General features: G+C 54.0%; 31 protein-coding genes, 1 pseudogene and 1 riboswitch. Of the genes and pseudogenes, 24 read left to right on the forward strand and 8 right to left on the reverse strand.

Going from position 1 to position 25,696, the window contains the following annotated elements; genetic code table 11:
• The first annotated feature begins 61 nt into the window (after positions 1-61).
• The 4 genes from DESHY_RS07660 to rlmH all read left to right on the forward strand — a co-directional run bounded on the left by DESHY_RS07660 (position 62) and on the right by rlmH (position 3,664).
• A complete protein-coding gene (locus DESHY_RS07660) occupies positions 62-649 on the forward strand; it encodes a tetratricopeptide repeat protein (RefSeq protein WP_008411740.1) in 588 nt (195 codons plus the stop codon).
• An 88-nt stretch (positions 650-737) separates the two neighbouring features.
• Positions 738-1,637 (forward strand): peptidase MA family metallohydrolase, encoded by a 900-nt coding sequence (locus DESHY_RS07665; RefSeq protein ID WP_008411742.1) that lies wholly within the window; start codon positions 738-740, stop codon positions 1,635-1,637.
• Between the two features lie 103 nt (positions 1,638-1,740).
• A complete protein-coding gene (gene murA / locus DESHY_RS07670; protein ID WP_008411743.1) occupies positions 1,741-2,994 on the forward strand; it encodes a UDP-N-acetylglucosamine 1-carboxyvinyltransferase in 1,254 nt (417 codons plus the stop codon).
• Between the two features lie 190 nt (positions 2,995-3,184).
• On the forward strand, positions 3,185-3,664 hold the full coding sequence (rlmH, locus tag DESHY_RS07675; protein WP_008411745.1) for a 23S rRNA (pseudouridine(1915)-N(3))-methyltransferase RlmH: 480 nt from the start codon (positions 3,185-3,187) through the stop codon (positions 3,662-3,664).
• 163 nt (positions 3,665-3,827) lie between these two features.
• Here the strand turns inward: rlmH and DESHY_RS07680 are convergent, their stop codons facing one another.
• The gene (locus tag DESHY_RS07680; protein WP_008411746.1) at positions 3,828-4,415 is read right to left on the reverse strand and encodes a DJ-1/PfpI family protein; all 588 of its coding nucleotides are present in this window, start codon (positions 4,413-4,415) and stop codon (positions 3,828-3,830) included.
• 213 nt (positions 4,416-4,628) lie between these two features.
• On the opposite strand from DESHY_RS07680, the gene DESHY_RS07685 reads away from it, so the two are divergent.
• Both DESHY_RS07685 and DESHY_RS07690 read left to right on the forward strand, forming a co-directional pair.
• Complete coding sequence (locus DESHY_RS07685) at positions 4,629-5,309, forward strand: futalosine hydrolase (RefSeq protein ID WP_008411747.1); 681 nt, start codon at positions 4,629-4,631, stop codon at positions 5,307-5,309.
• Entirely contained in the window at positions 5,309-6,163 is an 855-nt protein-coding gene (locus tag DESHY_RS07690) for a 1,4-dihydroxy-6-naphtoate synthase (RefSeq protein ID WP_048817984.1), read from the forward strand. The genes DESHY_RS07685 and DESHY_RS07690 overlap by 1 nt, the downstream gene beginning before the upstream one ends.
• An 88-nt stretch (positions 6,164-6,251) precedes the next feature.
• Here the strand turns inward: DESHY_RS07690 and DESHY_RS14725 are convergent, their stop codons facing one another.
• The 3 genes and pseudogenes from DESHY_RS14725 to DESHY_RS07695 form a co-directional block, all read right to left on the reverse strand.
• Positions 6,252-6,377 (reverse strand): hypothetical protein, encoded by a 126-nt coding sequence (locus tag DESHY_RS14725; protein ID WP_008411749.1) that lies wholly within the window; start codon positions 6,375-6,377, stop codon positions 6,252-6,254.
• 28 nt (positions 6,378-6,405) lie between these two features.
• A pseudogene (locus DESHY_RS14880) lies at positions 6,406-6,477 on the reverse strand (hypothetical protein); the annotation flags it as partial.
• Positions 6,478-6,515: 38 nt separating this feature from the next.
• Positions 6,516-7,103, reverse strand: coding sequence for a sugar diacid recognition domain-containing protein (locus DESHY_RS07695; protein ID WP_008411751.1), 588 nt, complete (start codon positions 7,101-7,103; stop codon positions 6,516-6,518).
• 141 nt (positions 7,104-7,244) lie between these two features.
• Here DESHY_RS07695 and DESHY_RS07700 point away from each other — a divergent pair, with 141 nt between their 5' ends.
• The 4 genes from DESHY_RS07700 to DESHY_RS07720 all read left to right on the forward strand — a co-directional run bounded on the left by DESHY_RS07700 (position 7,245) and on the right by DESHY_RS07720 (position 10,961).
• Entirely contained in the window at positions 7,245-7,664 is a 420-nt protein-coding gene (locus DESHY_RS07700; RefSeq protein WP_008411752.1) for a PPC domain-containing DNA-binding protein, read from the forward strand.
• 313 nt (positions 7,665-7,977) lie between these two features.
• Positions 7,978-9,405: an alanine/glycine:cation symporter family protein gene (locus tag DESHY_RS07710; RefSeq protein ID WP_008411754.1), complete on the forward strand. Its 1,428-nt coding sequence runs from the start codon at positions 7,978-7,980 to the stop codon at positions 9,403-9,405.
• Positions 9,406-9,595: 190 nt separating this feature from the next.
• On the forward strand, positions 9,596-10,294 hold the full coding sequence (locus tag DESHY_RS07715) for a YkgJ family cysteine cluster protein (RefSeq protein WP_008411755.1): 699 nt from the start codon (positions 9,596-9,598) through the stop codon (positions 10,292-10,294).
• A gap of 94 nt (positions 10,295-10,388) precedes the next feature.
• Positions 10,389-10,961, forward strand: coding sequence for a hypothetical protein (locus DESHY_RS07720; protein WP_008411758.1), 573 nt, complete (start codon positions 10,389-10,391; stop codon positions 10,959-10,961).
• Here the strand turns inward: DESHY_RS07720 and DESHY_RS14040 are convergent.
• The gene (locus DESHY_RS14040) at positions 10,925-11,068 is read right to left on the reverse strand and encodes a hypothetical protein (protein ID WP_160162489.1); all 144 of its coding nucleotides are present in this window, start codon (positions 11,066-11,068) and stop codon (positions 10,925-10,927) included. The two genes, DESHY_RS07720 and DESHY_RS14040, sit on opposite strands and share 37 nt — an antisense overlap.
• A 109-nt stretch (positions 11,069-11,177) precedes the next feature.
• Between DESHY_RS14040 and deoC the strand changes: the two genes are divergently transcribed.
• From deoC to DESHY_RS07740, 4 genes are all read left to right on the forward strand, one after another.
• Complete coding sequence (deoC, locus tag DESHY_RS07725; protein WP_008411760.1) at positions 11,178-11,852, forward strand: deoxyribose-phosphate aldolase; 675 nt, start codon at positions 11,178-11,180, stop codon at positions 11,850-11,852.
• Positions 11,853-12,104: 252 nt separating this feature from the next.
• On the forward strand, positions 12,105-13,097 hold the full coding sequence (locus DESHY_RS07730) for a TAXI family TRAP transporter solute-binding subunit (protein ID WP_008411761.1): 993 nt from the start codon (positions 12,105-12,107) through the stop codon (positions 13,095-13,097).
• Positions 13,098-13,106: 9 nt separating this feature from the next.
• Positions 13,107-13,682: a DUF1850 domain-containing protein gene (locus DESHY_RS07735; RefSeq protein ID WP_008411762.1), complete on the forward strand. Its 576-nt coding sequence runs from the start codon at positions 13,107-13,109 to the stop codon at positions 13,680-13,682.
• Complete coding sequence (locus DESHY_RS07740; protein ID WP_008411764.1) at positions 13,624-15,558, forward strand: TRAP transporter permease; 1,935 nt, start codon at positions 13,624-13,626, stop codon at positions 15,556-15,558. Before DESHY_RS07735 ends, DESHY_RS07740 begins: the two co-directional genes overlap by 59 nt.
• 69 nt (positions 15,559-15,627) lie before the next feature.
• Positions 15,628-15,736: riboswitch (TPP riboswitch) on the forward strand.
• A 101-nt stretch (positions 15,737-15,837) separates the two neighbouring features.
• On the opposite strand, the gene DESHY_RS14270 is transcribed toward DESHY_RS07740, so the two are convergent.
• Positions 15,838-15,996 (reverse strand): hypothetical protein, encoded by a 159-nt coding sequence (locus DESHY_RS14270; RefSeq protein ID WP_162829802.1) that lies wholly within the window; start codon positions 15,994-15,996, stop codon positions 15,838-15,840.
• 106 nt (positions 15,997-16,102) lie between these two features.
• On the opposite strand from DESHY_RS14270, the gene DESHY_RS07745 reads away from it, so the two are divergent.
• Genes DESHY_RS07745 through DESHY_RS07765 form a run of 5 tightly spaced genes read left to right on the forward strand, consistent with a single transcriptional unit; the run spans position 16,103 to position 19,620 of the window.
• Complete coding sequence (locus DESHY_RS07745; RefSeq protein ID WP_008411766.1) at positions 16,103-16,390, forward strand: thiamine-binding protein; 288 nt, start codon at positions 16,103-16,105, stop codon at positions 16,388-16,390.
• Positions 16,365-17,153, forward strand: coding sequence for an ABC transporter permease (locus tag DESHY_RS07750; RefSeq protein ID WP_008411768.1), 789 nt, complete (start codon positions 16,365-16,367; stop codon positions 17,151-17,153). Before DESHY_RS07745 ends, DESHY_RS07750 begins: the two co-directional genes overlap by 26 nt.
• A gap of 24 nt (positions 17,154-17,177) precedes the next feature.
• On the forward strand, positions 17,178-18,179 hold the full coding sequence (locus DESHY_RS07755; RefSeq protein WP_008411770.1) for an ABC transporter substrate-binding protein: 1,002 nt from the start codon (positions 17,178-17,180) through the stop codon (positions 18,177-18,179).
• A gap of 14 nt (positions 18,180-18,193) precedes the next feature.
• The gene (locus DESHY_RS07760; protein ID WP_052307681.1) at positions 18,194-18,985 is read left to right on the forward strand and encodes an ABC transporter ATP-binding protein; all 792 of its coding nucleotides are present in this window, start codon (positions 18,194-18,196) and stop codon (positions 18,983-18,985) included.
• The gene (locus DESHY_RS07765) at positions 18,982-19,620 is read left to right on the forward strand and encodes a thiamine diphosphokinase (RefSeq protein WP_008411773.1); all 639 of its coding nucleotides are present in this window, start codon (positions 18,982-18,984) and stop codon (positions 19,618-19,620) included. The genes DESHY_RS07760 and DESHY_RS07765 overlap by 4 nt, the downstream gene beginning before the upstream one ends.
• A gap of 62 nt (positions 19,621-19,682) precedes the next feature.
• On the opposite strand, the gene DESHY_RS13640 is transcribed toward DESHY_RS07765, so the two are convergent.
• Together DESHY_RS13640 and DESHY_RS07770 are read right to left on the reverse strand one after the other, a co-directional pair.
• Entirely contained in the window at positions 19,683-19,943 is a 261-nt protein-coding gene (locus DESHY_RS13640; protein ID WP_235695543.1) for a hypothetical protein, read from the reverse strand.
• A 68-nt stretch (positions 19,944-20,011) separates the two neighbouring features.
• Positions 20,012-20,428, reverse strand: coding sequence for a YlbF/YmcA family competence regulator (locus DESHY_RS07770; protein WP_008411774.1), 417 nt, complete (start codon positions 20,426-20,428; stop codon positions 20,012-20,014).
• 449 nt (positions 20,429-20,877) lie between these two features.
• On the opposite strand from DESHY_RS07770, the gene DESHY_RS07775 reads away from it, so the two are divergent.
• From DESHY_RS07775 to DESHY_RS07800, 5 genes are all read left to right on the forward strand, one after another.
• Entirely contained in the window at positions 20,878-21,066 is a 189-nt protein-coding gene (locus DESHY_RS07775) for a 4Fe-4S dicluster domain-containing protein (RefSeq protein ID WP_008411775.1), read from the forward strand.
• Between the two features lie 146 nt (positions 21,067-21,212).
• Positions 21,213-22,028: a respiratory nitrate reductase subunit gamma gene (locus DESHY_RS07780; RefSeq protein ID WP_008411776.1), complete on the forward strand. Its 816-nt coding sequence runs from the start codon at positions 21,213-21,215 to the stop codon at positions 22,026-22,028.
• Positions 22,029-23,420 (forward strand): (Fe-S)-binding protein, encoded by a 1,392-nt coding sequence (locus DESHY_RS07785; RefSeq protein ID WP_008411777.1) that lies wholly within the window; start codon positions 22,029-22,031, stop codon positions 23,418-23,420.
• 147 nt (positions 23,421-23,567) lie between these two features.
• Entirely contained in the window at positions 23,568-23,885 is a 318-nt protein-coding gene (locus DESHY_RS07790) for a TusE/DsrC/DsvC family sulfur relay protein (protein WP_008411778.1), read from the forward strand.
• 350 nt (positions 23,886-24,235) lie between these two features.
• Positions 24,236-25,657, forward strand: a complete 1,422-nt coding sequence (locus DESHY_RS07800) for a cobyrinic acid a,c-diamide synthase CobB (protein ID WP_008411779.1) — start codon at positions 24,236-24,238, stop codon at positions 25,655-25,657.
• Positions 25,658-25,696: the final 39 nt, after the last annotated feature.

Genomic DNA, 25,696 nt, shown 5'->3' on the forward strand with positions numbered 1-25,696 from the left:
GGGAGGTTTACTTTTGTGGCACAATTTGCTATGATTTCCATAGCAATCAAGCGCTGAGGTGATGACCTTGTTTTTTAAACATTTATCCCCCCGGGCCCGCCAGAAACGCCTGCAGCGGATTGTGTTCGGCATTCTGGTGGCGGTATTGTCGCTGGGCTTAATTGGTTCTTCTGTGGTTTGGACAGGCCTGGGCAGCCTTCAGAAAGAGCAGGCCGCCCCGAACAGCCCGGAGGAGCGCCTTGCCTTGTTGGAAAAGCAGTCTCAAAAGAACCCTCAGGATAAGGAACTTTTGCTTACCCTGGCTGCCTATTACAGGCAAGCAGGCAAACTGAAGCAGGCCGCAGAAGCCTACCAAAAAGCAATTCAACTGGACCCGAAGGATATAGCGGCCCGCCAGGAGTTGGCCCTGTTGTACTATGCCCAGGGTGATTTGCCGGCTGCCGGGCAAGCCCTGAAACAAGCGCTGGCAGTACAGCCGGACAATGCCGACCTCTTATTTCAGTATGCTAACCTGCTGGCAGAACAAAAGGATTATGCCGGAGCTATAGCCCATATGAAAAAGTTTTTGCAAATCAATAAGCAGGAAGGACCCCGAGCTGACGAAGCCCGGCAGTCCGTCGAGAAGTGGCAGCAAGAAGTCGGGCAGTAATTGTCCGGCTTCTTTATATTTCCACTAGGACCGGTACGGCTGCAATTATATAATAGAACTGATTAACTGATTAGAAGGAGGTGCTGTGATGCCCGGCTTGATCCAAAACATTAAAGGGGCTGACATGCACCGCATGTTGGGAATTACAGTGGCTGCCTTTATCCTGCTGGCGGCTTTTTTTACGAAGTTGCCCTATGCCATGCGATCAGTTGCTTATACGGTTTTCCGGGAGGGGCAAAAACAAAAGGCTCTCTGGACCACTCGCCACATGGCAACCTTGCAAAGTGAGCATTTTATTGTGCGCTATAGCAAAGGCAGTGAAGCTGATGCTCAATTAGTGCTGGCGACAGCAGAAAGATTTTACCAACCCATTGCCGAACAGTACGGCTATACAGGCGGCAGCCGGGTACCGGTCATTGTTTACCCTTCCCGGGCCGAATTAAACCGCCAATTCGGCTGGCCGTCCAACGAAAGCGCCATGGGCGTATACTGGACGGGTGTTATCCGGGTTCTCTCGCCGCACCTGTGGGTGTCGGCAGCAGATCCCCGGGCTTACCGGCAAGAGTTTATCCAGAGCGGCCCCATGGCCCACGAGTTTGCCCACCTGGTGGTGGACTATGTTACCGCCGGCAACTACACCCGCTGGTTTACCGAGGGAATTGCCCAGTATGAAGAATACAAGTTAACCGGCTTTGAATTTCAAGATGAGCAGGCCTCCCTGGAGCAGCCCTTCTACCCGCTGTCTGATATGGACAGGCAGTTTGACACCCTGCCCAACCAGCCCCTGGCTTACCGCCAGTCCTATTTGGCTGTCCGCTATGTGGCAGAGGTTTACGGCGAAGCAGCTTTGAAAAATATCCTGCATAATTTGGCCCAACAACACAAAATAGACCGGGCCTTTGCCGTAGTGCTGGGGGTGGACATGGCAACCTTTGAACAAGATTATCAGCGGTGGGCCAGACAGCAAGCAAAACAGGGAAAATTGTAGGACTTTTGGCGGTAATTAATACTACGGCAGGAATTATTCGGCAGCTTAGAGAATACATTACTGATAATTCGGGGAGCGATACCTGATTAGGAGGTCAAATAAGTTGAGCAAATTAATCATTGCAGGAGGATACCCGCTCCATGGCAAGGTAAGGATAAGCGGTGCCAAGAACGCTTCCCTCGCTATATTATGCGGTGCTCTGTTGGCGGAGGATGAGGTTGTTTTAGAAAACGTGCCGGATATCAGTGATGTCCGGATTTTGCTGGAAATATTAGGCACCATGGGTGTCAAAGTACGCTGGCTGGAGGAAGATACAGTTTCCCTGCGCAGCCCGCAACAAATAACCGAAGAGGCGCCCTACGAGCTGGTAAAACAACTGCGGGCGTCTAATTTACTGTTGGGCCCCATGCTGGCCCGCTACGGCAGGGCGTCGGTTTCCTTGCCCGGCGGCTGCAATATCGGGGTAAGGCCCATGGATCTGCATTTTAAAGGCCTGGTCAGTCTGGGTGCCCAACTAAACCTGGAACGGGGTTGCATTCAAGGCATTTCCCGGCGCCTGACAGGCAACCGGGTTTATTTGGATTTTCCCAGCGTGGGGGCCACCGAAAACATTATGATGGCGGCTTGCCTGGCGGAGGGGCAGACGGTAATTGAAAACGCTGCCAAAGAACCGGAAATTGTTGACCTGGCCAATTTTCTCAACGCCCTGGGGGCCAGGGTGCGGGGGGCCGGTACCGATTTAATTAAAATTGAAGGCTTGCCCTGCTTGAAGGGTGGCCGCTACTCTGTCATCCCCGACCGCATCGAGGCAGGCACCTTTATGGTGGCGGCTGCTGCCACCCGGGGGGATGTATTGCTGGAAAACGTGATCCCTCGCCACCTGGAGCCCCTCAGCGCCAAGCTGCGGGAAGCCAACGTGGAAGTATGGGAAGGGGAAGATACCATCCATATTAAAGCCACCGCTTTGCAGCCTAAAAGCATTGACATTAAAACTATGCCGTATCCCGGCTTTCCCACCGATATGCAGTCCCAAATGATGTCTTTTCTTTCTACGGTACCCGGTACCAGCATCATTATTGAAAACATTTTTGAAAACCGCTTCCGGGTGGCGGACGAGCTGAAACGCATGGGTGCCAACATCAAAGTGGAAGGACGTATGGCTGTCATTGAAGGAGTGCCTTCCCTGCAGGGTACCAAGGTAAAAGCCTCCGATTTGCGGGCAGGCGCTGCCCTTGTCATCAGCGGCCTGATGGCCCAGGGGGAAACCGAGATCAGCAATGTCAACTATATTGACCGCGGCTATGCCAATCTGGAACAAAAGCTGACCAGTCTGGGTGCCCGCATCCGCCGCACTTGAATCGGCAGTGTTGCTTAACTTGAATTTAGTATACAAACTTTGTTAACACTTAAGGCGTGCCGTCAGCGGCACGCCTTAAGTGTTAACAAAAGAGGGAAGTATTTAATTTAAGGTTATAATTAACATAGGCATACGTTGGTTGCCCGGCAAATTTTCAAAGACATCAGGCTAGTTGAACAGGAGGCTGACCATGAAAATATCCATCCTGGCTGTGGGAAAACTGAAAGAAAAATACCTGGAGGCAGGCATTCAAGAATACCTCAAGCGATTGACCCCCTATGCCCGGCTTGATATCGTTGAGGTGCCCGATGAATCCTGCGCCGATCATGCAGCAGCGGCAGAGGAAGACCGGGTGCGCCGGAAAGAGGCCGGCCGCCTGCTGAAAAGAATGCGGCCCGGGACATTTCTCATCGTTCTTGACCCCCGGGGCCGACTCTATACCTCCGAGGAGATGGCCCAACAACTGCAAGCGCTGGCTTTAAAGGGCCGCAGCGACGTTACCTTTATCATAGGCGGTTCCCTTGGCCTGGCCCCGGAGATCCTGCAGCGGGCCGACATTACGCTGTCCTTTTCCAAACTTATTTTTCCCCATCAACTGATGCGGTTGATGCTGCTGGAACAAATTTACCGCTGGTTCAAGATTATTAAAAACGAGCCGTATCATAAGTAAGGGCTGGTTATTGGTAAAACTAAATAAATATTCAAATGCTTATACAATAGTAACGTTATGGAATGTAGGTAAAACTATTTTTGCTTTATCCGCCAATGATTAAATTAAAGAAAAGAGGTTGTTTCCCAAAGCCTGGCTTTTGGAAAACAACCTCTTTCGTATATCATATCTTAATTTCTGCCCCCAGCAGCTCGACAAATTTTCTTAGCCATTCCGGGTGGCCCGGCCAGGCGGCGGCCGTCACCAGGTTGCCGTCAACATAAGCATTAGAGAAGGTTTCGTTCACCTCGCCCCATGCAGCGCCGGCCCGCAGGACGTCGGGTTTTACAGCCGGATAGGCGGTGCATAATTTTCCTTCCAGCACCCCGGCAGCTGCCAAAACCTGCTGGCCGTGGCAAACAGAAGCAATAGGCTTATGCTTTGCCGAAAACTCCCTTACGATTTCCAACACACGCTCATTCAGGCGGATGTATTCAGGTGCGCGGCCGCCCGGAATGATTAAGCCTACATAGTCATCTACCACTACTTTATCAAAGTCGTAAGTTATAGCAAAGTTATGACCGGGTTTTTCGCTGTAGGTTTGATCGCCTTCAAAATCGTGAATCGCAGTGCGCACTTTATCACCGCTGTTTTTGCCCGGGCATACTGCATGTACAGTATAACCAAGCATGCTAAGACACTGGAATGGGACCATAGCTTCATAGTCTTCAACAAAGTCGCCCACCAGCATGAGTATTTTTTTATCAGACATAACCGCATCCCTCCAATAAAAGTTATATTTAAATATTACGCTCATTATTAGAATATTCCTTCTTTGATAATCCAAGGCAATCCCATATAAACGCTCTCTGGACATGAAACTGCGGCTAAAAATTAATGAAAACATGCAGAGATAATGCTGATGTTTTTTGTGTTACAATGGTAAAGGGTTTAAAAAGCATTAATGGTTAACTAAGGAGAGGTTATGAAAATACAGCAAACAACCGGTGGGCCAAGCAAAGCCCTGCGGCGAATACTGGTAATAACTGCGGTGGCAGCAGAAAGAGAGGCTTTGCTGGGCGGCCTGGGCAGCGATGCAAGATTTGTTGTAACAGCCGCCGGGGTGGGGCCGGTTCAAGCGGCGCTAAGCACCGCCCGGGCGCTGGCTGAAGCGCCTTACGACCTGGTTATCAGCGCCGGGATTGGCGGCGGCTTTGCCGGCCGGGCGGCGGTGGGCTCCCTGGTGGTAGCTGACGAAATCGTGGCAGCTGACCTGGGCGCCGAAACCCCGGCAGGCTTTTGCAGTATTGAGGAATTGGGTTTTGGCACTAACCGTATTCCGGTGGCGGCCAACTTGCTGCATCAGGTTGTCCGGGGGCTGCTGGCGGCCGGGCTGCCGGTGCAAACCGGCCCGGTGCTAACAGTTTCCACCGTGACGGGTACCGCAGCCCGGGCGGCTGAACTGGCTGCCCGGGTACCTGGGGCTGCCGCCGAAGCCATGGAAGGATACGGTGTTGCCCTGGCGGCCCGGGAACGCGGCCTGCCTGTATTAGAGATACGCACTGTTTCCAACCTGGTGGGGCCCCGGGATAGGGGGGCCTGGCGGATTAACGAGGCCCTGGAGCTTTTAAAAAGAGCCGGCTGTGTATTAGCGGAGGTGCTATGATGAAAATTGCTTTTTCCACCTGTCCCAACGATACCTTTGTTTTCTATGCCTGGGTTCACCGTCTGATCCCCGGCGCACCCCCGCCGGCTGTTGCCTATGCGGATATCGACATCACCAACAGCCTGGTGGCCGGCGAAAACGGGCCGGATATAGCAAAAATTTCTTTTGCCGCCCTGCCCTGGGCGTTGCCCCGCTATGCCTTGCTGCCATGCGGCGGGGCCCTGGGCCGGGGTTGCGGGCCCTTGCTGCTGGCCGCAAACAAAGCAGGCAGTCCCGATCACCCGGCCGGTCTGGCCGGTCGACGGGTAGCGGTGCCCAGCGAACGGTCAACCGCATACCTGCTGTTCCGCCTGTGGGCAGCCCGGCATGTGCCGGGGGGAGTGGGCGAGATCGTGGTATTGCCCTTTCATGCCATTATGCCGGCGGTACGGGACGGCCTGGTGGATGCCGGACTGGTGATTCACGAGGCGCGGTTTACCTATCATACCTATGGATTAAACATGCTGGTGGATTTAGGCAACTGGTGGGAGGCTGATACCGGCTTGCCCATCCCCCTGGGAGCCATAGTGGCCAAACGTGATTTAGACCTGACAGCCATTGCCGGTTGGCTGCGGGCATCCGTGCAATATGCCTGGCGGCATCCGGCCGAACCCATGCCGTACATCATGCGCCATGCTCAGGAAATGTCGCCGGAGGTGGCCCAGGCCCATATCAACCTGTATGTTAATCGGTTTACCGAACATATCGGCGAGGAAGGTTACCGGGCGGCGGCTGCCCTGCTGGGCCGTGCCGCTCAGGCGGGCCTGGTGCCTGAGGCGGATTTATCTGCGTTGCGTCAGGCAGTAAACATTTAAAGGAGGCAAGCGCCTCTACAGAGTATCGACAAACCTTATCGGTGGTTTATAACCTCTGTCTACAGTCTGAAAGGAGGCAAGCGCCTCCTTAGCTATATAATAAGGTTAACTCATTGGCAATGGAGTTTAACTTTTCTATTTCCGCAACCATTTCCTGCAGCGCTTTGGATAACTGTTCGCTGCCTGTGGCACAGCTGCTGTGAATATGCTGCAACCTGTTCGTTGGCCTGCTGGATATCCTTTATAACCAAGCCTACCTGCTTAACCGATTGGGCGCTGTTGTCCGCCAGTTTCTTTACCTCATTGGGTACCACGTTAAAGCCCTTGCCATTTTCGCCGGCCCCGACAGGCTTCAATGGCGGGCATTTAAGCCTAACAATTTAGTCATGTCGGCTATACCTTTAATTAAAGCTAAAATTTCCTCCGTATTTGCTGCTTTTTTTTGTGAGTCCAGGGCGGTTGCCGCCATAACACTGCTGGTGCCGGCCTGTTCTTGGGAAGAGGCTGCCATTTCTTCAATAAGAGCCGTAAGAGTTTCAAGGCCGTTTTTCAACTGCAGGGCGGTGCTTTTCGCTTTCATTTCGCTTTCATCCCGGGCCAGCCGCAACTCAATAACCTGTGCAGCAAAGGTTGCAATAGGTTTGACCAGTTCCGGGTCGCCTGTAATGCCAATAACGCCAACCCGTTCATTGTTATATTTTATGATAACGTTAGCACCGGCACGGACATTCTCTAATTTTGCCGCTTCTTCTTTGGTTACGCCATAATAATCCATTTCACCTGCCATCATGCGTTTGGAAACAGCGTGTACCGAGCCTTCCCGGCCGGCTATGGTACTTGCAATAACAACGCCGCCGTGACCGAAAACAGTAACTTCTTCATTAACCTGGCGTTTTATCATGTTTACCATCAGATGAGCAAAATCTTTATTAATTTCCATAACACAAACACCTTCCGTTCACGTAGTTTGACAAATTAAATTATTTTTCTACATAAGGACAAGAAATTCCTGGATGCTTCTTTCAGGAAACTTTTTCTAGATATATAATAAATACTGATAAAGAAAAGAGAGGGTGTTGGGATGGAATATAAAAGATTTGGCAGCAAACTGGTGGTGCGGTTGGACAAAGGAGAAGAAATAATAACCAGTCTGCAAACCCTCTGCCGGCAGGAGGGTATCCGGCTGGCTGCTGTAACAGGCATTGGGGCGGTTAAGCAAGCGGTGGTGGGGCTGTTTGCAACCTCCGGCAAAACCTATCACCCCCGGGAATTTACCGGTGACATGGAAATTGCCGGTTTGCAGGGAAATATCTCCGAAATGAACGGGCAGGTTTATTTGCACCTGCATGTAACCTTAACCGACTCGTCCTATCAGGCCTTTGGCGGTCACCTGACCTCGGCCACGGTAAGCGCCACCGCCGAAATTATCATTGATGTCATTGACGGCCGTTTGGACCGGGCTTTCAGTGAAGAAATCGGGTTAAACCTTTTTAAATTTTAAATAAAGGCGGGTTCCCATGCAGACCGGGTTACAGGGGATGCTAAGCCACCAAAAATATTTATATTCATTTTTGTTGAGAAACCTGCACTCATTGCCATGCAGGTTTATATTTTTTAAGGCGGACTGCCGGTGGGCACAAAGCATTTATTTGCAATTTATATTATATTTTAAATATTTACACTTGTCGCCCGACTGTTGTTTTAGATATATTTTCTTGTGTAATTTCGGTTTAAATCATGCTAAAATTACATTTTGTAAAGACAAATGTATTTTTAGCAACTAATTAACTATTTATCAGAAAGGCGAGGTGCAGATGTTGGCTGCGTTGGAAAAATTTATAGCAATTAGTAACGACATTCTATGGACTTATGTTTTGATTGCATTATTAATTGGGCTTGGTATTTATTTTACTTTCAGAACCAACTTTGTGCAGCTTAGATACCTGGGAGAAATGATTAAACAACTGGGCGATGGAGTCGGCGTTTCCAAACAGCGGCAGGGTGTATCCTCCTTTGGCGCCTTTTGCATCAGTACAGCTTCCCGGGTAGGCACCGGCAACCTGGCCGGCGTGGCCATTGCCCTTGCCGTAGGCGGGCCGGGCGCTGTTTTTTGGATGTGGCTGATTGCCCTGATCGGTTCTGCCACCGCCTTTGTGGAAGCCACCCTGGCTCAAATTTACAAAGTAAAAAGCGGCGACGGGTTCCGGGGCGGCCCGGCTTACTACATGGAAAAGGCCCTGGGGCAACGCTGGATGGGTGTGTTGTTTGCCGTTTTAATTACCATCTGCTTTGGCCTGGTGTTTAACTCGGTGCAGGCCAACACCATAACCCTGGCCTTTCATAACGCCTTTGGCGTTGACCGGTTTGTTATGGGCCTGTTGATTACCGCTTTTACTGCTTATATCATTTTCGGCGGCGTCAAAAGAATTGCCCGGGCGGCGGAGATAATGGTGCCGGTTATGGCCGGGGGCTATGTTTTGCTGGCATTGTATATTAGCTTAACCAATATATCCGAACTGCCGGCCGTACTTAAATTAATTGTCAGCAGTGCCTTCGGGCTGGAAGAAGCGGTAGGCGGCACCATGGGCGCCGCCCTGATGATGGGGATTAAAAGAGGCCTTTTCTCCAACGAGGCCGGTATGGGGAGTGCCCCCAACGCTGCAGCTACCGCCCACGTCAGCCACCCGGCAAAGCAGGGCTTTGTCCAGGCCCTGGGCGTGTTTGTGGATACGCTGGTGGTTTGCAGTGCCACTGCCTTCATTGTTCTGCTGTCTGAAGCATACCGGCCGGGCGGCAGCCTTACCGGTATTGAGCTGGTGCAGGCGGCCCTCAGTTCGCATATCGGCCAGTGGGCCGGCAGTTTTGTGGCGGTTGCAGTATTCCTGTTTGCCTTTAGCTCAGTAATTGGCAATTACTATTACGGGGAAACCAACATTGAGTTTATCAAGGAAAGCAAAACCTGGCTGACGGTGTACAGGCTGGCGGTGGTTGGCATGGTTATGTTTGGCTCGGTGGCGAAAATCGGCATTGTCTGGGATATGGCCGATTTGTTCATGGCCCTCATGTCTATAACCAACCTGATCGCCATTGCACTGCTGGGCGGCATTGCCAAACAGGCCCTGGACGACTACCTGCAGCAAAAGCGGCAAGGCCTCGACCCGGTGTTTTACCGGAGCAACCTCCGGGGATTGCGCAACATAGAGTGCTGGCCGGAGGCAGAAACATACCGTAAGGCCGGCTAAGGAAGTCATTCCCTGCCGCTGAAGCGCTAAAGGGATTAAAAACCGCCGGTAAGGCTTGGCAATACTCTACGGCACTAAATGATGCTTAGTGCCGTTTTTCTTAGCCTAATTTGACGAAATATTTAGATAAATTACCCTGCTGCCGCTGTCCCCGGCATGATAAGATACTGCCAAAAGGGCAGGTGACAAGATGACCAGGTTGCCTCTCGATTACCAAAAACTATATGCCGGGTGGCGTGCCCTGGTGCCCGCCGTCAAAGCGGCAGCCCGGCTTTTTCCTCCTTTACCCGCTGCGGAAGTTTGGCAAAACAAGCTGCAACTAATGCACAATATTATCCGCAGTCACCCGGATACCGGCGATTGTGACCGCTGCGGCCGGTGCTGCCGTGAATTCCCCTTTGCTTGCCGTCCCATCGAATTTTTTTACCTGCTGCCCCACCTGGCCGGCTGGCCGGAACAGCAACAGGAGCAGTTTTTCCTTTGGCGCTTGGGTCAGCTGGAGCAAGAGGGCCGCAGCCGGTGCCCCTTTTTGGAAAGTGCGGGCTGTGCCATTTATGCCGGGCGCCCTCTGGTTTGCCGCCGCAGCATTTTCGGCCGGCATATTTGCAACAAACAGGCCCGTCAGTTTGACAGCTTTGGCGAATGGTGCAACATGGAAGAGGTGCTCAAGCAGCTTACTTTGACCAACTTGGTTTATTACTATGAGGATGCGGACGGCCGCCATAGCGAACTGTATTGGCCCTTAAACCGGCTTAAGCCGCCGGCTGCCGGCCTGACTGTGGCTCCCCTGGAAATTTGGCTGCTGCTGCTGCTGGATGACCCGGCGGCTTGCCGCCGGTTGATCGACCTGGCCTATTACCGGCCCCTGCTGGCCTTTTACCCGGCCTGACCTTTCATTGTCCGCCGGGACAGCCGGCTGCCCGGCACAGTTTTAATCCCTCCTGAATAAGCTGGAGAAGAAACAGTGCCAGGAGGGGAGAAGTATGGAAAAGTCTGGCAAAACTGGCAAGATATACGCCCAAAAGACTTATTACTTTGTGGAACCGGCCGTTTGCTGCCCGTATTTGGAAGATTCCAGATGCTCGCTGCGGGACTTTGACGTGGCTAAGAAAAACCGGCGATTTTACCAAAGCAGCTGCTGTAGCTCCGGGTATTATGACCGCTGCTCAATGTTCCGTGACAAACTGAAAACCATTAAGGAAAACAAATATTTTAAGGCATCCTATTGCTGTCCTTACCTGGAAAGCAGTGTTTGCCGATTGCGGCAGGTAAATATTTACGATAAAAACCGCAAATATTACAGCTATGTATGCACTACCACCGATTACCTTAAAAAATGTCCTTTTTTCCACGACAGGGTGTCCCGCATCAAATGCCGCCCCCCGCTGTCGCCTGACAAGTGCTGCCCTTACCTGCAAGACGATTACTGCCGTGTCAGGGGCAGCAAAATACAGGATCACTGCCGTGACTACTACCGTCATTGCTGCTGCAAAACCAATTATCACAGGTGCTGCCCGTTTTACATGGAAGCCGCCGGTGATAAAAGTGATCCATAACTGTCCGGCCGTACTGCGCCGCCCGCACCGGCAGCTCCCCCCTGGCGGCGGGAGCGAATCACAGTGCTGCCGGTGCTCAAAACACAGCCAAAGCCAGGGTCAGTCATATTCCGGCCGCCCGTTGCAGGGCGGTTTTTTGCTATACAAAACATCTCAATAGAGATAAAATAAATTATCGGTTATTGATAAAAATTAAGTCAAAAGGAGACAAGCTAAATGGAATACCGGTTGCATCGCTGCATCGACCATACCCTGCTCAGAGCAGACGCTACGCCGGCAGAAATTATCAAACTCTGTCAGGAAGCCCGGCAGTATAATTTTGCTGCCGTTTGTGTCAATCCCTGGCATGTGCGGCTGGTCGCCGACCGGCTGCAAGGCAGCGGGGTTGCGGTCTGCACCGTTATTGGGTTTCCCCTGGGGGCAGCGGAGCCGCAGGTTAAAGCCTTTGCCACCGCCCGTGCCCGGCAGCAGGGGGCAGCCGAATTTGATATGGTGATCAACCTGGGGGCATTAAAAGCCGGGGATTACCACTATGTGGAACGGGATATTGCCGGGGTGGTTCAGGCCGCTGAAGGGCAGACCGTCAAAGTTATCCTGGAAACCTGTTACCTGACGGAACAAGAAAAGGTTGCCGCCTGCCGGTTGGCCCAAAGAGCGGGCGCCCATTTTGTCAAAACCTCCACTGGCTTTGGCAGCGGCGGCGCCACCCTGCAGGATGTGGCTCTGCTGCGGCAAACCGTGGGAACTCAGATGGGCGTTAAAGCTTCGGGCGGCATCAAAACGGCCCGGCAGGCCATACAAATGCTGCAGGCCGGCGCCAACCGCATCGGCACCAGCAGCGGCGTGAAAATAATTGAAGAATGGGAGAAAAACGGTCCGGAGCTTATTTAACCGGGCTGCGCGCCGGCCTGGCGCAGATTTAACCGGTTACAGCCATTGTCACCACCCGGCATGTATTTTGTATATGTATTAAATCTTATGTCAGCCGGCAGGATTTTAAAGGCACAATATAAAATAATATGTATAAATAACTAAACAAAGAGATGAGAAATAATTTGCAAAATTTTGCTAAAGGGGGCGGCGCGTAAATACAAAATTTGTCATATATTTAACAAACTTATTACAAAGGAGATGATTGATGATATGAAGAAAATTAAAAAACACGGCTTAACCTTAATGGCTCTCATTGCCATGCTAACTCTCCTGGTGACCGGGTGTGCTAAATCCGGCGGGCAAAAGGCCGACCAGGCCGCCGAAAAAACAGAAAAGAAATTCATTAATATTGCCACCGGCGGCACAGCCGGCGTATATTACCCGCTGGGCGGCGCCATTGCAGAAATTTTAAACAAAAACCTGCCCGGTGTTAACGCCACCGCCCAGTCCACCGGCGCTTCCGTGGCCAATATCAACCTGTTAACCCAGGGCAGCGTGCAATTAGCTTTTGTGCAAAACGACATTGCTTATTATGCCGCCAACGGCACCGAAATGTTTAAGGATAAAAAAGTGGAAGGCTTAAGATGCCTGGCTGCCGTTTATCCGGAAACCGTTCAAATTGTTACCCTGGACAAGACCGGCATTAAAAGCATTGCCGACCTGAAAGGCAAGCGGGTAGCCGTGGGTGCCGCCGGCAGCAGCGTTACCGCCAACGCCCAGCACGTGCTGGAGTCTTATGGCATCACCTTTGCCGATATCAAGCCCCAGTACCTGTCCTTTAGTGAGGCAGCCAACGGCCTGAAGGACGGCAATATTGATGCCGCCTTTGTTACCGCCGGTTTCCCCACCGCAGCCATCCAGGATATTTCAGCCCAGCACAAGGTTGTGCTGCTGTCTGTAGCTGATGACAAGGCCGAGCAATTAACCAAGAAATATCCTTTCTACACCAAGGTAGTGATTCCCGCCGGCACCTACCCCAACCAGGATAAGGATGTTACCTCCCTGGGCGCCAAGGCTATGCTGGTGGTCAGCGACAAAATGGATGAACAAACCGCCTATGATATTACCAAAGCTGTCTTCACCCATTTGGATCAGTTGCAGGCAGCACATAACGTGGGCAAACACATCAGCAAGGATACCGCCAAAGAAGGCATTTCCATCCCCATGCACCCTGGGGCAGAAAAGTTCTTTAATGAAAAGTAAGGTTGTCTTATGGCAGGTTTAGTGGGGCGGCGGGCCGGCCGCAAATGGGTGCTGGCTGTCCTATTGGTATCGGTTTTGCTGGCGGTACCGCTGCCCACGCTTGTTGTCAGCAGCCGGCAGGGCGAGGCGGTTCTCCGGCTGCCCTTGCTGATTGACAAAAGCTTTACCATCGAATATATTCATTCTGTAAACAAAACCCCGGTGCAAGAGCACTTTGTGCTGGCACCGGGGCATGATTTGCTGCTTACCGCCACCACTTTCCGCGCCCTGGGCGTGGGAACTCCCTTTTTGCCCGAAGAGGGCAAACTGGAAAATCACGGTGGTGTTTATGTGTTATCGGGCATCAACCGGCATTTTAAACAAATCAACCTGGCTTTCCTGCCCTTAACCAGGCATGCCCTGGTTTACCGGGGTGAGCGGTATGATTTTGAAGATTATTTCCCACCCGGCTCTTTAATCGCCATCCAGGTTAAACCGTGTTCCCTGGCCCAAATAATCATCCTGAACATCCGGAAGGAGGTAAAACTTGACAGAGCACAATCATCAACCGCAAGACCGGTTGAATATAGACCGGTTTATGGCTAAATACGACCGGGAATCGGATTTCCGGCGTATGAGCGGCTGGGCCGGCATTGCCGTTGCCGTTATTGCCGTCGCCTTTTCACTGTTCCAGTTGTATACAGCTATCTTCGGGGTGCTGGATGCTCAGATTCAGCGGGCGGTTCATTTATCCTTCGGCCTTGCCCTGGTGTACCTCCTGTACCCCGCCAGGAAAAGCTGGCCCCGCCACCGCCTGCACTGGTTTGACGGCCTGCTGGCCCTGCTGGCGGTGGCCGGTCCCCTGTATATTATCATATATTACCAGGAAATTATCATGCGGGCCGGCATTGTTACCCCGGCCGACATGCTGCTGGGAGGGCTGGGCATTTTAATGGTTATGGAGGCGGCCCGCCGGGTGGTAGGGTGGCCCATTGTTATTGTAGCAACCCTTTTTCTGGGCTATGCCTTTGCCGGTCCGTACCTGCCCGGGGCCTTTGCCCATCAGGGAACTAACCTGAGCGGCCTGGTGGGGCACCTGTTTTTTACCACCGAAGGAGTGTTCGGCATCCCCCTGGGGGTTTCTTCCACCTTTATTTTCTTGTTTATTTTGTTTGGCGCTTATTTAGAAAAAACCGGCCTGGGCAAGTTTTTCATTGACCTGGCCAATGCGGTAGCAGGTTGGGCCAGGGGTGGGCCGGCCAAGGTGGCGGTCCTCTCCAGCGGTTTAATGGGAACGGTTTCCGGCAGCTCGGTGGGTAATGTGGCGGGTACCGGCAGCCTGACCATCCCCATGATGAAAAAACTGGGTTACCGGCCGGAATTTGCCGGGGCGGTAGAAGCGGCTGCCTCCACCGGCGGCCAGCTGATGCCGCCCATTATGGGGGCCGCGGCCTTTTTAATGGCGGAAATGGTAGGCACGCCCTATGTAAATATTGTTAAGGCGGCTGCCATTCCGGCCCTGCTGTATTTTACCGGCATCTGGATCGGGGTTCACCTGGAAGCCAAAAAGGCCGGGCTGCAGGGGATTCCCCGGGATCAACTGCCCCGCATCGGCAGCATCCTGCTGGAAAGGGGGCACCTGGCCCTTCCCCTGCTAGCCATTGTCTACCTGCTGGTATCCGGCCGTTCGCCCATGAATGCCGCTTTGTGGGCCATTGCCCTGGCTATCGGCGCCTCGCTGCTGCGCCGCTCCACCCGCATATCCTGGCGGGATGTGCTTAAGGGTTTGGAAGAAGGCGCCCGCTCGGCCCTGGGGGTAGTGATTGCCTGTGCCACTGCCGGTATCATTATCGGGGTTGTCACCAAAACCGGCCTGGGCCTTAAACTGGGCTCTGCCCTCATCGACCTGGCCGGCGGCCGGTTGCTGCCCACCCTGTTCTTTACCATGATTACTTCTATTATTTTAGGCATGGGCGTGCCTACCACCGCCAACTATGTCATTACCTCCACCATTGCGGCTCCCACCTTAATCCAACTGGGGGTACCGGTGCTGGCAGCCCATATGTTTGTGTTTTATTTTGGCATTATTGCTGACGTAACCCCGCCGGTGGCGCTGGCTGCCTTTGCCGGCTCGGGTATTGCCCGCAGCAACCCCATGAAAACCGGTGTGGAAGCATCCAAACTGGCGGTGGCGGCCTTCCTGATTCCGTACATTTTTGTGCTGTCACCCTCCCTGTTGCTGATCAATACCACCTTGCCCAAGGTGCTGCTGATGATAACCACTTCCCTGCTGGGCATGACCGCCATTGCCGCCGCCCTTTCGGGCTACCTGGCGGCGCCCGCGCGCCCGCTGGAACGGCTGGTCTTTTTCGGCGGCGGTTTATTAATGATCGATCCTAACCTGCTGACCGATTTAGTGGGCCTGGGGCTGCTGGTGCTGGCGTACCTATTGAACCTTCGCCAGCGTGCCAGGCAGGCGTAATATCGGCCCGGGCGTATAACGCTTTACAAACCGGGTAACCGCTGCTATAGTATCTTTAACAAACAACTTAATATGGCTTTGGGGAGCTGGGGGTGGCCGGCTGAGAGGGTACCGCAGGGTACCGACCCGTGAACCTGATCTGGGTAATGCCAGCGGAGGGAAATACGGATAATTATTGTATCTCAAATAACAGCTGCCTCCGGAAGGCGCTCAGGCTGTAGACAAAGGAAAGACACGGTGGTTTTATGAACCCCTGCCGGCGACTTGTCGAAGCACCGGTTACAGCACTTGATGAGCGAAAGGAGCCGTTGGGGTGGCGCTCACAGGATGTGGGCACCAGCCGAACCGGGCCAGGAGGGCCCGTTTGAGGCGACCCCAAGGGCGACCGTAGCGAATCATAGTGCTGTCGGTGCGTAGATCGGAGCCAAAGGGGATCATAAACCACAGCTAATATTTGTCGACAACCTGAGCTGCCTCATGAAGGCAGCTTTTATTTTTGGCCGGATGACACCATACTAAGCCTGACGAAAGGAGTGATTGCATCATGCCGGTTATTAACCTCGGGTTTCAAGTTTTGCCCAAAGTGCCGGACGGCAACACCTATGCGGCGGTGGACCGGGCCATCGAAGTGGTTCAGCGGTCCGGCGTCAAATACCAGGTGGGTCCCATGGAAACCGTCATGGAGGGAGAGCTGGACACCCTGCTGGCCATCGTAAAACAAGCCCAGGAGGCCTGCCTGGCCGCCGGGGCTTCGGAAGTAATGACCTTTGTGAAAATTCACTACCGCCCCGGCGGGGTGACCATCGATGAAAAAATGGCTAAATACCGCTAGCCCAAAACCGGGCAGCCTGCTGCTGCCGGGTGTCACCCTGCTGCTGTTGCTGGCAGTCTGGGAAGGACTGGCGCATTTCAGCCGGCTGCCGGCTTGGCTGCTGCCGGCCCCCAGCCGGGTTGGCGGGGCCCTCTGGCAAACCAAAGACCTGCTCTGGCAGCACAGCCTGCAGACCGTCGCCGAAACCCTGCTGGGCTTGCTTTTGGCGGTGGCGGCCGGCGTCTTGCTGGCCACCTGCATGGAGTGGTCCCATAAACTGAGGCAGGCGGTTTATCCCCTGCTGGTGGTTTCCCAAACCATCCCCATTATTGCGGTGGCGCCCCTCTTGCTTATTTGGTTCGGTTACGGCTGGCTGCCCAAAGTGCTGGTGGTGGCCCTGGTTTGTTTCTTTCCGGTAACGGTTAACCTGGCTGACGGCTACCGTTCGGCAGAACCGGACATGATCCGCCTGCTGGCCGCCATGGGGGCAACCGGCGGGCAAATTTTTCGCCTGGTGAAACTGCCGGCGGCACTCCCTTACTTTTTTTCCGGCCTGCGCATTGCCGGCACCTACAGCGTGATGGGGGCGGTGATCGGCGAATGGCTGGGTGCCAGCCAGGGATTAGGGATTTATATGACCAGGGCATCCCAGTCTTACCTCACCGACCGGGTTTTTGCCGCCATTGCCGTAATTACCGCCCTCAGCCTGGCGATATTTTTGCTGGTGGAGGGCCTGGCCCGGCTGGTCATGCCCTGGCATTACCGGGCCAAAGATATTTTATAAGCAAACTGTAAAGGGGAAAACGAAATGAACAAAATTAAGCTGATGCTCTGCCTGCTGCTGCCGGCCTTGCTGTTGTCTGCCGCCGGTTGCGCCGGTGACCGAAAGACCGCTCCGCAAGCCCTGACCAAAGTAACCGTCGTGCTGGACTGGTATCCCAATACCAACCATACCGGCCTTTATGTGGCTAAGGACAAGGGCTTTTACGAACAACAGGGGCTGGCGGTGGAAATAATCCAGCCCGGCCAGGGCAGTACCGCCGACCGGCTGGTGGCGGCCGGCAAAGCGGATTTTGGTATCAGTTACCAGGAAAGTGTTACCCAGGCCCGGGCACGCGGCATCCCTCTGGTGTCAATTGCCGCTGTGCTGCAGCATAACACCTCTGCCTTTGCCTCCCTGAAAGAGGCCAACATTACCTCACCCCGGGATTTTGCGGGGAAACGCTACGGCGGCTGGGGATCACCGGTGGAGGAAGCCGTCATCAAAGCGGTGATGGAAAAGGCGGGGGGCGACCCGGCCAAAGTAAAATACGTTACCCTGGGAGCCACCGATTTCTTTGCCTCCATCGGGCGGGATGCTGATTTTGAATGGATTTACTACGGTTGGGACGGGATCGAAGCCAAACGGCGGGGCCTGGATTTAAACCTGATTATGCTGAAAGACCTGGACCCGGCCCTGGATTATTACACACCGGTAATAGTCACCGGCGAAAAACATATCGCTGAACAAAAAGAACTGGTGAAAAAATTTATGGCAGCCACTGCCCGGGGCTACGAATGGAGTATCGAGCATCCCGCAGAGGCGGCAGACATTTTACTGAAAAATGCTCCGGAATTAAATGCCGAGCTGGTTAAAGCCAGCCAGGCCTGGGTCAGCCGGCAATACCGGGCGGCTGCCCCCCGCTGGGGCGTACAGCGGGAAGAAGTTTGGGCCCGTTATGCTAACTGGATGTTTGAGCGGCAGCTGATCCCGCAAAACATAGATGTTAAACAGGCCTTTACCAATCAATTCCTGCCCGAAACACCCTGAAGAAGGTGATGTGCATGCCTGCGGTCAGGCTGGCCGTTAAGGCCGTAAGCAAAAGTTACGACCGGCCGGGCCGGGGAAAAATCCTGGCCCTGGACCGGGTTTCCCTGACAGTGGGGGAGGGGGAGTTTGTCAGCCTGATCGGGCCCAGCGGCTGCGGCAAAAGTACCTTGTTGGAACTGGTGGCCGGCTTGGCCAGGCCGGACCAGGGCGACATTTTGCTGCAGGGACGGTCGGTGGCCGGCTGCCGGGGACATGTCAGCTACATGCCGCAAAATGACGTGCTGTTTCCCTGGCGAACGGTACTGGACAACGTTATCCTGCCGCTGCAATTGCAAGGCATGGCAACCAAGGAAGCCCGGCAGACCGCCCGGCAGTTGTTGCCCCTGTTTGGCCTGGCGGGTTTTGCAGACAGCTATCCCCATATGCTGTCCGGCGGCATGAAGCAGCGGGCGGCTTTTTTGCGTACTTACCTCTGCCGGCAGGAACTCATGCTGCTGGACGAACCCTTTGGCAAGCTGGATGCCTTAACTAAAATACAAATGCAGGAATGGCTGCTGGACATCTGGCAGCGTTTTCAGCACTCGGTGCTGTTTGTTACCCATGACATTGAAGAGGCCATCCTGCTGTCCGACCGCATATATTTGTTTTCGCCCCGGCCGGGCCGCATCCTGGCGGAACTGACCGTGACGCTGCCGCGGCCCCGCAGCCCCCGGCTCACCACCGACCGGGCCTTCATAAAACTGAAAGAAACGCTGTACAGCCGTTTGCAAACCGGTTTTTTAGAGCAGGAAGGAGAAGCGCCATGACAGGCCGCATTTTAATCTTCTCGGGCGGCGCCTTGGGGCCCTGGGCCCTGCAGGAAATAGCCGCCGGCGATTTTCTTCTGGGTGTCGATCGGGGCGCCCTTTTTCTCATAGAAAACGGCAGACAGCCCGACCTGGCCATCGGCGATTTTGATTCAGTTACCCCCACAGAATTTGCGCTGATCCGGCAGGCCAGCAAGCAATGCCTGTCCTGCGACCCGGTGGCCAAAGACGAAACGGATACCGAGCTGGCCTTTAACTGGGCCCTGGCCCGGCGGCCCCGGGAAATTCTCCTGCTGGGGGCAACGGGTAGCCGTTTGGATCACACTTTGGCCAACCTCCACCTGCTGGCCCGGGCCCTGCAAGAAGGGATTCCCTGCCGCATGGCAGATGAAAAAAACGAGGTTATGCTTATCCAGGACACAACAGAAATCACAAAAGGCCGCTTCAGCCACATCTCACTGCTGCCCCTGACCGACCGGGTAACCGGCATTACCCTCACCGGTTTCCGGTATCCGTTGCACCGGGCCACCCTGACCCTGGGACAATCCCTGGGCATCAGCAATATCCTGCAGGCCCCCACCGGCAAAATAGAAATCGCCGCCGGCCGCCTGCTGGTCATTAAATCCCGGGACTGAGCTGCCGGTGCGGAGACCGGAGCGAAAGGCGATCATAATCCAACCATACTGTTTGCAAACAATTAAAGGGTTGGGAAATTCCCAACCCTCAGACTGTAAACAAAGGTTGTAAAACAAAGTGAGGTGGCTTTATGATCCCCTGCCGGCGACTTGTCGAAGCACCGGTAACAGCACTTGATGAGCGAAGGAGCCCTTGGGGTGGCGCCCCCAGGACGTGGGCGCCAGCCGAACCGGGACAGGATGGCCCGTTTGAGGCGACCCCAAGGGCGAACGGAGCGAATCATAGTGCTGCCGGTGCGTAGACCGGAGCCAAAGGGGATCATAAACCACAGTTAATGTTTGTCGATACTCTAAGGGTTGGGAAATTCCCAACCCTTTAATGCCGGCTTGTCTAGCAGCCGGAGCAGGAACCGCCGCAAACGCCGTCGGTGTTCGAGGAGCAGCTGCAGCCGCCCGTTTCCCGGGACTGTTCCGCCGCCGGGGTGCCTTTTAAGCCTTCTTGTATTTTTAAGTTAACCTCATTGACAACCTCGTAAAAAATCGCCTGGGCGTTCAGGTAATCCTTTACCAGGGGATGGGCAGAGGCTTTTTTCTCTGCTTCCTCCAGGGTTTTCAAATTATCCTCGGTTAACCGGTGGCCCATCATTTGCATGCGCTGGTAAGCCTGCTGCAGTTGTTGAAAGTCTTTGACCAGGTTGCGGGCTTCTTGATCCTGGGCTACCGCCTGCTGGGCCGCTAAAACCCTTTGATATTCCTCGGTGGCGGATAATTTTTTACCCAGTTCCACCGCCATCTCATAAACCGACATGCCATCACCTCCATACTGTTAGTTTCTCCGGCATATTATAAAAATCCTACCTAAAGCAAGGAGTAAGACAAAAAATAAAAATGGCAGAAAATGAAAATGTCTAATTTAACTTTGATTTAACCGCCCCGGGCCGGCAAAGCCGCCAAAAGCTGCGGTTGTGGCCCCGGCAGGTCGGTTAGATGATCTTTACGGCTGCATTAATCAATGTTATATTTCTATAGTAAGTTGTCCCTGACGGGCGTAACAACGTCCCTGCATGTCGGCCGGCCGGCATCCCTTTGTCAAAAAAAAGTGACGATTTTAAGAAGGAATAATCTAAGTTACACCGAAATAGGCATTATATATGCATTTTTGTCCCGGTTTTCAGATTGTAGCCAACAGATCATCTGAGGAATTAACCGCCCCCAGCCGGCCCGGAACTTAAAATATATATCAAAGGAGGGATGATCTTGTATATTGTAGCAATTAACGCCGACCGGTGTGAAGGTTGCGGCGAATGTATCGATGCCTGTCCGGCAGGCATCCTGGGCATGGTTGACGGCAAAGCAGAGGTAACCGGGGCGGAAACCGACTGCATGGGTTGTGAAACCTGTGTGGTAACCTGCCCGAACGAAGCCTGTTCCCTGCAGGAAGTATAAACAGTCAGTTGCCATGTTTGCCGCCCGGTGGGCTGGGATGTGGTTTGCGGATGCAAGGTTACAATTTTACAAACCAGAATTTATTAACTAATTAAGCACAAAAGCAAATGACAAGCAGCTTTGGCAAAACCAAAGGAGGTGTAGCGGTGACCTACTTTATTTTACAGATTCTTCCTTACATTTCAGTCAGTGTTTTGGTTCTTGGGCTTCTTTACAGAATGGGCAGATGGGCCGGCGGGCGCATCGTGCACAACATCACCCTGACCCCGGCTCCCACCACCCAGGCCGGCGCCTTGCTTGATATTGCTGCCGAGGTAGTCTTCTTCCGGAGCCTGTACAAGGCAGACAAGCCGCTTTGGACCGGCGGCTGGATTATGCATGTGGCGCTCTTCTCCATTTTGGGCGGGCATATCATGGGTATCGGCTTGCTGGGTTTACAGTTCTATTACATTGGTCTTACATCCGAGCATACCAGTGAATACCTGTCCAACTTGCTGGGCACTTCTTTCGGTGTAGTGGTGCTGCTGGCCCTGTTGTACCTGCTGTACCGCCGGCTGACCGTTAACGAAGTAAAGCAGGTTTCTGCTCCCAGTGACTATTTGCACCTGCTGATGCTGATTGCCATCGTATCGGTGGGCAACCTGATGCGTTTTGTTCCCGAATGGGGCATTCACTATGAACCGGTGCGCGACTATGTGGCTAACCTGTTAACCCTTACGCCCGTCACACCGGACATGGAAGTAATGCACAAGCCCTTATTTGTTCTCCACTTGCTGCTGGTGCAGATACTTATGATTTATTTACCGTTCAGCAAACTGCTGCATATTCCCGGCATGTTTGCCCACCGCTGGATTATCAACCGGCCCTATGTTGAACCGGCACCGGGTATGCCCGGCGTAGCCGTAGGCGGCACCGGTCATGCGGTTTCCGGCGGCCAATCCGCTTCAGGGGGGGTGCAGTAAATGCCATTAACCGAAACCGGTTTGAAGCAGCCTGTTAAAGCCAGCGTGGCTGACATGCTGAAAATCAACATCAATCCCGTTCCCGACGACCAAAAGGTGGAAGCCGCCATCAAGCACCTGAACGAACTGGGTCAAAAGTTCCGTTCCTTAATGCTCACCTTTGAGTCCTGCGTTAAGTGCGGTGCCTGTGCGGAAAACTGCCATACCTACCTGGGTACCAGAGACCCTTACAACATCCCGACCAACCGGGCCGATTTGCTGCGCAAGGTTTACAAGCGTTATTTCACCCCGGAAGGCAAGTTTTTCCCCGGCTTGATCGGCGCCAAAGACCTTGAGCTGGAAGACTTAGAGAAAATGTTCTCATACTTCTACCAGTGCAATGAGTGCCGTCGCTGTTCGCTGGTATGTCCCTTCGGGCTGGACACCTGCGAAGTGACCATGGCGGGCCGCCAGCTGCTGCACTGGCTGGGCATGGTGCCCAAACTGCACGCCGCGGTGGGTGCGGCCATGGCCAAAACCGGCAACCACACCGGCTTAACCAAAGCCGGCATTGTGGATACCTGCGAGTTCTTGGAAGAAGAAATTGTGGAAGAAACCGGCGTGGAAATCAAAATACCCGTTGACCAGCCGGCCGACATCCTGTACATTCCTTCTTCGGCAGACTTCCTGCTCAACCCCAACACCATGACCGGGGCGGCCAAGTTCTTCCACTACCTGGGCGTTAAGTGGACCATCAGCAGTGAAATTACCGAGGCCGGCAACTTCGGCTTGCTGTTTGACCAGCGGGCTACCATGCGGGCCAACTGCATGCGGGTTATCGACGAAGCGCTCAAGCTGGGCGCCAAGAAAGTTGTCTGGGGCGAGTGCGGCCACGGCTGGCGTACCGGCAAAATGTACCTGCCCGGCATGTTAGACCGTCCCGGCCGGATTCCCATTGTGCACCTGCATGATGAAGTGCGCTACTACATTGAGCAGGGCGCCCTCAAACTGCACAAAGAAGTTAACACCCGTCCGGTTACCCTGCACGACCCCTGCAACTTTGGGCGGGCCTGCAATATGTGCGATACCCTGCGGGTTGTGATGAATGCCAGCGTCACCAACTTTGTGGAAATGACGCCCAACCGGGAGCGCAACTTCTGCTGCGGCGGCGGTTCGGCCATTCTCTTTGACGACCCCGAAATGTACGACCTGCGCATTAAGTTCTCGGCTAAGAAAGCAGAGCAGGTGCGGGAAACCGGGGTTGGCAAAAACGGCGACGGCATCCTTTGCGCCCCTTGCTCCATCTGCAAAGCGCAGCTCTACCCGATGGTGGAAGAACACGAGCTGGGCGTAGAAGTAAAAGGCTTAATCGACCTGGTTGGTTTGGCCCTTTACCCGCCGGTGAACAAGTAAACTATATTTTATTGCATTTCTAAAAAATATGTGCCAGGTACTACAAAAAAATACCAAAGCGTATATAATATAAACTGGTAATAATGTTCCGCCCGTGCGGTAACGTTTAAATTAAAAAATAAAAAATTCCTGGAGGTGCTCTTTCCGATGGCATTTATTGAAGTTAACGGCCAGCAAATCGAAGTTGATGAGGATGGTTTCTTATTAAACCCCGATACCTGGAGCGAAGATGTAGCTAAATACTTTGCTAAAGAAGAAGGTATTGAAGAATTAACTGAAGACCACTGGAAAGTAATTAAATACCTGCGTGATTACTTCTTCCAGTTCGGTATTGCTCCCATGGTTCGCAAGCTGTGCAAAGACACCGGCTTCAGCCTGAAGGGCATTTATGAACTGTTCCCCACCGGCCCTGCTAAAGGCGCCTGCAAACTGGCTGGTCTGCCCAAGCCCACCGGTTGCGTGTAATAATCAAGGTTATGCTCACCCTCACCTGGCCTGTGCCGGGTGGGGGTGTTCTTATTAGCTGTCAGTCATCAACTGCCGGCGGCACCCGGAAAGACAGCCAAAGAAAAGCGTATATTAGCTTTTCTGTTTTTAACATACTATCTTTATGCAGCATACGGCCGGGGTTAACCATATAAGGCGGTTTTATGAAACCCTGGCAGGAACCTGTTGAAGCACCGGCAACAGCGCATACGGGCGAACAAACATCGGGCGGCGCCCCCAGGACGTGGGAACTGCCTGACGCCGACTTGCCAAACAAGCCGTCGGCAGCTGATAACTGACAGCTAAAGGCTAACTAAGGCGGTGATCTTTTGACTTACACCTATCACATACCCAGGCTGCTGATCGGCGCCCCCCAGGGCCGGTCGGGCAAAACTACCGTCACCATCGGCCTGCTGGCAGCCTTAACGGCCCGGGGCTACCGAGTACAGCCCTACAAAAAGGGGCCGGATTTTATCGACCCCAGCTGGTTGACCAAAGTGGCCGGGCGCACCTGCCGCAACCTGGACAGCTACTTGATGGACCAAGAGTCCATCCGGCAAACCTTTATCAGTCATGCCCAGGATGCAGACATAGCAGTTATTGAAGGGGCGATGGGGCTGTTTGACGGGGTGGACCTGGCGGGCAGCGGCAGCTCAGCCGAGATTGCCAAAATCGTCCAGGCACCGGTGCTGCTGGTTGTTAACTGCACCCGCATGACCCGCAGCGTGGCTGCCATGGTTAGCGGATTTGCTCACTTTGATGCGGCGGTTAAGATCGGCGGTGTGATTTTAAACCAGGTAGCCCGCAGCCGGCATGAAAAAATGCTGCGGGCGGCCATTAACGAATATTGCGGTGTGCCGGTGCTGGGCGCACTGCCCAAAGGCAGCCGGTTCACCATACCCGACCGCCACCTGGGCCTGATCCCGGCGGGCGAAAACGAGGCCCTGCTGGAGGCCATCGGGCAGCTGGGTGAGGCCGCCGCCCGGTACCTGGATTTAGACGGCATCATGCAAATGGCCCGGCGCTGGCCCGGCCTCACCGTCCGGCAGGCAATACCCCCGGCGCCGGCGGTGCAATGGCTGGAGCGCGGCTCAGCCACCCCCAGGCCGCCTGTTGTCATAGGGGTTATACGGGACCGGTCCTTCTCCTTTTATTACCCGGAAAACCTGGAAGCCCTGGTGGCAGCGGGGGCCGGCTTGCTGTCTGTCAGTGCCATTGATGATCCGCTCTTGCCGGATGTCGACGGCCTGTACATCGGCGGCGGCTTCCCGGAAGTGCTGGCTGCAGAACTGGCCGCCAACCGTTCCTTCCGGCAGGATTTGCGGCAAAAAATTGAACAGGGACTGCCGGTATACGCCGAATGCGGCGGTTTAATGTATTTAGGGCGGCGCATTCACTGGGAAGATAAGTCTTTCGAGATGGTGGGGGCACTGCCCCTGGAAGTGGAAATGGTCAAAAAACCCCAGGGACACGGCTATATGCACCTGGAAGTGCTGCCGGGCACGCCGTACTTTGCCGCCGGCCAAATTATCCGGGGCCATGAGTTCCACAACTCCCGGGTTGTCAACCTGGATCCTGAATGCCGCTTTGCCTGCCGGGTGCTGCGGGGCCACGGCATCAACGGCGAGTACGACGGCCTGTGCTATAAAAATGTACTGGCCCTGTACAACCACCTTCACGCCGTGGCGGAACCGGACTGGGCCCGCAACTTTGTAAAGCTGGCCCGCAGCCGGCGCACGGGCGGGAACTAAGGGCACCGGAAACCGCCGTTAGTGTTTCCCGACACACTG

It is taken from the genome of Desulforamulus hydrothermalis Lam5 = DSM 18033, assembly GCF_000315365.1.
GTDB classification, from domain to species: Bacteria; Bacillota; Desulfotomaculia; order Desulfotomaculales; family Desulfotomaculaceae; genus Desulfotomaculum; species Desulfotomaculum hydrothermale.

Bases quoted from the DNA above. Each gene is read 5' to 3' on its own strand.
- DESHY_RS07660 (WP_008411740.1), top strand. From the start codon at position 62: ATGACCTTGTTTTTTAAACATTTATCCCCCCGGGCCCGCCAGAAACGC.
- DESHY_RS07665 (WP_008411742.1), top strand. From the start codon at position 738: ATGCCCGGCTTGATCCAAAACATTAAAGGGGCTGACATGCACCGCATG.
- rlmH (WP_008411745.1), top strand. From the start codon at position 3,185: ATGAAAATATCCATCCTGGCTGTGGGAAAACTGAAAGAAAAATACCTG.
- DESHY_RS07680 (WP_008411746.1), bottom strand. From the start codon at position 4,415: ATGTCTGATAAAAAAATACTCATGCTGGTGGGCGACTTTGTTGAAGAC.
- DESHY_RS07685 (WP_008411747.1), top strand. From the start codon at position 4,629: ATGAAAATACAGCAAACAACCGGTGGGCCAAGCAAAGCCCTGCGGCGA.
- DESHY_RS07690 (WP_048817984.1), top strand. From the start codon at position 5,309: ATGAAAATTGCTTTTTCCACCTGTCCCAACGATACCTTTGTTTTCTAT.
- DESHY_RS07695 (WP_008411751.1), bottom strand. From the start codon at position 7,103: ATGGAAATTAATAAAGATTTTGCTCATCTGATGGTAAACATGATAAAA.
- DESHY_RS07700 (WP_008411752.1), top strand. From the start codon at position 7,245: ATGGAATATAAAAGATTTGGCAGCAAACTGGTGGTGCGGTTGGACAAA.
- DESHY_RS07710 (WP_008411754.1), top strand. From the start codon at position 7,978: ATGTTGGCTGCGTTGGAAAAATTTATAGCAATTAGTAACGACATTCTA.
- DESHY_RS07715 (WP_008411755.1), top strand. From the start codon at position 9,596: ATGACCAGGTTGCCTCTCGATTACCAAAAACTATATGCCGGGTGGCGT.
- DESHY_RS07720 (WP_008411758.1), top strand. From the start codon at position 10,389: ATGGAAAAGTCTGGCAAAACTGGCAAGATATACGCCCAAAAGACTTAT.
- DESHY_RS14040 (WP_160162489.1), bottom strand. From the start codon at position 11,068: ATGACTGACCCTGGCTTTGGCTGTGTTTTGAGCACCGGCAGCACTGTG.
- deoC (WP_008411760.1), top strand. From the start codon at position 11,178: ATGGAATACCGGTTGCATCGCTGCATCGACCATACCCTGCTCAGAGCA.
- DESHY_RS07730 (WP_008411761.1), top strand. From the start codon at position 12,105: ATGAAGAAAATTAAAAAACACGGCTTAACCTTAATGGCTCTCATTGCC.
- DESHY_RS07735 (WP_008411762.1), top strand. From the start codon at position 13,107: ATGGCAGGTTTAGTGGGGCGGCGGGCCGGCCGCAAATGGGTGCTGGCT.
- DESHY_RS14270 (WP_162829802.1), bottom strand. From the start codon at position 15,996: ATGATCCCCTTTGGCTCCGATCTACGCACCGACAGCACTATGATTCGC.
- DESHY_RS07745 (WP_008411766.1), top strand. From the start codon at position 16,103: ATGCCGGTTATTAACCTCGGGTTTCAAGTTTTGCCCAAAGTGCCGGAC.
- DESHY_RS07750 (WP_008411768.1), top strand. From the start codon at position 16,365: ATGAAAAAATGGCTAAATACCGCTAGCCCAAAACCGGGCAGCCTGCTG.
- DESHY_RS07755 (WP_008411770.1), top strand. From the start codon at position 17,178: ATGAACAAAATTAAGCTGATGCTCTGCCTGCTGCTGCCGGCCTTGCTG.
- DESHY_RS07760 (WP_052307681.1), top strand. From the start codon at position 18,194: ATGCCTGCGGTCAGGCTGGCCGTTAAGGCCGTAAGCAAAAGTTACGAC.
- DESHY_RS07765 (WP_008411773.1), top strand. From the start codon at position 18,982: ATGACAGGCCGCATTTTAATCTTCTCGGGCGGCGCCTTGGGGCCCTGG.
- DESHY_RS13640 (WP_235695543.1), bottom strand. From the start codon at position 19,943: ATGATCCCCTTTGGCTCCGGTCTACGCACCGGCAGCACTATGATTCGC.
- DESHY_RS07770 (WP_008411774.1), bottom strand. From the start codon at position 20,428: ATGTCGGTTTATGAGATGGCGGTGGAACTGGGTAAAAAATTATCCGCC.
- DESHY_RS07785 (WP_008411777.1), top strand. From the start codon at position 22,029: ATGCCATTAACCGAAACCGGTTTGAAGCAGCCTGTTAAAGCCAGCGTG.
- DESHY_RS07790 (WP_008411778.1), top strand. From the start codon at position 23,568: ATGGCATTTATTGAAGTTAACGGCCAGCAAATCGAAGTTGATGAGGAT.